The organism is Vibrio sp. V03_P4A6T147 (assembly GCF_002241085.1).
Classification (GTDB): Bacteria; Pseudomonadota; Gammaproteobacteria; order Enterobacterales; family Vibrionaceae; genus Vibrio; species Vibrio anguillarum.
On sequence record NZ_NDIO01000128.1, the window covers coordinates 1 to 2,309 of the forward strand.

Below are 2,309 nucleotides of genomic sequence, written 5' to 3' on the forward strand. Positions count from 1 at the left end.
ACTGAAAACAAACAAAAAACATATAGATAATTAAATGAATAAAAAACATTTACTTAAACAACGAAAACTATAAAAACTACAACAATCTGTAAAAAAGTTTCATTTTTGAGCGATAGATGAATGAACACACCTCATTTTACGTGCTACTGAGAGTATATCGACTCTCACTTTTACCACCAGCTAGGAGCACTAATTTTATTAAAAATGTGCAGATGTTAACAGTTGAGCAAAAAACAACACCACTCACATACATTAGAAAAACAATTGTAAAACGTTTTATTCATTGAATTAGTTTTTCTCAGCAATAAAACCCCAATCGCTTTAGTTTTTTTCATTCGTGCTATCCTTTGCTTTCGCTTACATTAGCCACGTAATATTTCATCGAAATGATCCATTAGAGATAAATGCCATGCAAACCTTTGAGTTAGCCATTTTCCTGCAGTTTTTCTTAGGCCTTGTAGCCGCTGTGAACCCCGTGGGGATTATGCCAATATTTGTCTCTCTCACTGGGCATATGACGCAAGAAGAGAAACACAAAACGGCGGCTACAGCGAATATTGCTGTGGCAATAATTTTGATTACCGCACTGCTTGCTGGGCAGATGTTACTGGATATGTTTAGTATCTCTTTAGATTCGTTTCGAGTAGCTGGTGGCCTATTGCTGCTGAGCATCGCGTTTTCGATGATGAGCGGTAAATTGGGTGAAGATAAACAAAACAAACAAGAGAAATCTGAATACATTAGCCGTGAACAAATTGGAGTTGTGCCACTCGCTATGCCTTTAATGGCAGGACCGGGTGCCATCAGTTCAACCATAGTGTATGGCTCTCGCTACCCAAGCATGTTCGATACCGTGGGCATTATAATCACTGTGGTGCTATTTAGTTTAAGCTCTTGGCTGCTGTTTCGCTCAGCGCCCTATATTGTCCGCTTCTTAGGTCAAACGGGTATCAACGTGATTACGCGGATCATGGGTTTGATACTAGGCGCACTCGGTATTGAGTTTATTGCCAATGGACTCAGAAATTTATTTCCTGGCCTTGCATAACCGCGTTAACATCGTCACAGTTGCTACAGACAAAAAGCATAAAAAAGGGGGCGCTTTGCATAAAGCGCCCCTTTTGTATTTTTACTCAGGTAGTTTTAAATCGAGATCCATCTTTACTGTTTTTCAGCCAGAATGATCCGCAAAGTACGGCGAAGCGGCTCAGCAGCTCCCCACAATAATTGGTCACCCACCGTAAACGCATTTAAGAAATCATCACCCATAGACATTTTACGCAAACGTCCTACGGGAACTGACAAGGTGCCAGTGACTTTGGCAGGGCTCAATTCACGTGCGGTAATATCGCGCTCGTTTGGAATAACTTTCACCCAATCATTGTGCGTAGCGATCATCTCTTCGATTTCATCAAGCGGAACATTTTTCTTCAGCTTGATGGTTAATGCTTGTGAGTGGCAGCGCATTGCGCCAATACGAACACAGGTTCCATCAATCGGAATCGGTGACGATTGAAGTCCCAGAATTTTATTAGCTTCAACGCCCGCTTTCCACTCTTCTTTGCTTTGACCATTGTCGCGTTTGACGTCAATCCAAGGGATTAATGAACCCGCTAGTGGTGCACCAAACTGCTCGGTAGGAAAAGAAGGTGATCGCATGGTTTCAGCCACTTTTCTGTCAATATCAAGAATTGAGCTCGATGGATTAGCCAATTCAGAGCTCACCGCATCGTTAATTACTCCCATTTGCGAGATCAACTCGCGCATATTTTGAGCGCCAGCACCCGAAGCTGCTTGGTAGGTCATTGCGCTCATCCACTCGACCAAACCTTTCTCATAAAGGCCGCCTAACGCCATAAGCATTAAACTGACAGTGCAGTTACCGCCCACAAAGGTATTGGTTCCTGAATGGATGCCGTGCTGAATTTGTGTCAAGTTGACCGGATCTAAAGTGATGATTGATTGTTTATCCATCCGTAAGGTAGATGCAGCATCAATCCAGTAACCTTTCCAACCCGCTTGACGCAGAGCTGGGTACACTTTTTCAGTGTAGCTACCACCTTGACAGGTGATGATGGCATCTAATTGTTTGAGGCTATCAATATCGTAAGCATCTTGCAGTAACCCTGTGTGATGATTGCCTTTCTTGGAAGGCACCGTTGGTGCAGGAATACCAATTTGAGATGTGCTAAAGAAAACCGGTTCGATCAAGTCAAAGTCATTTTCTTCGACCATACGCTGCATCAGTACAGAACCGACCATACCACGCCAACCCACTAAACCTACTCTCATCGCGCTCACTCTCCATG

At 43.1% G+C, this 2,309-nt stretch carries 2 protein-coding genes; one reads left to right on the forward strand and one right to left on the reverse strand.

Features of this window, described 5'->3' with window-relative positions; translation table 11 throughout:
* Positions 1–409: 409 nt before the first annotated feature.
* Positions 410–1,048, forward strand: a complete 639-nt coding sequence (locus B9J84_RS04910) for a YchE family NAAT transporter (RefSeq protein WP_010318853.1) — start codon at positions 410–412, stop codon at positions 1,046–1,048.
* Positions 1,049–1,161: 113 nt separating this feature from the next.
* Here the strand turns inward: B9J84_RS04910 and asd are convergent, their stop codons facing one another.
* Positions 1,162–2,292: an aspartate-semialdehyde dehydrogenase gene (asd, locus tag B9J84_RS04915; RefSeq protein WP_026028273.1), complete on the reverse strand. Its 1,131-nt coding sequence runs from the start codon at positions 2,290–2,292 to the stop codon at positions 1,162–1,164.
* Positions 2,293–2,309 lie beyond the last annotated feature (17 nt).

What these genes read in the sequence shown, in the direction of transcription:
- B9J84_RS04910 (WP_010318853.1), top strand. Translation starts at nt 410, where the DNA reads ATGCAAACCTTTGAGTTAGCCATTTTCCTGCAGTTTTTCTTAGGCCTT.
- asd (WP_026028273.1), bottom strand. Translation starts at nt 2,292, where the DNA reads ATGAGAGTAGGTTTAGTGGGTTGGCGTGGTATGGTCGGTTCTGTACTG.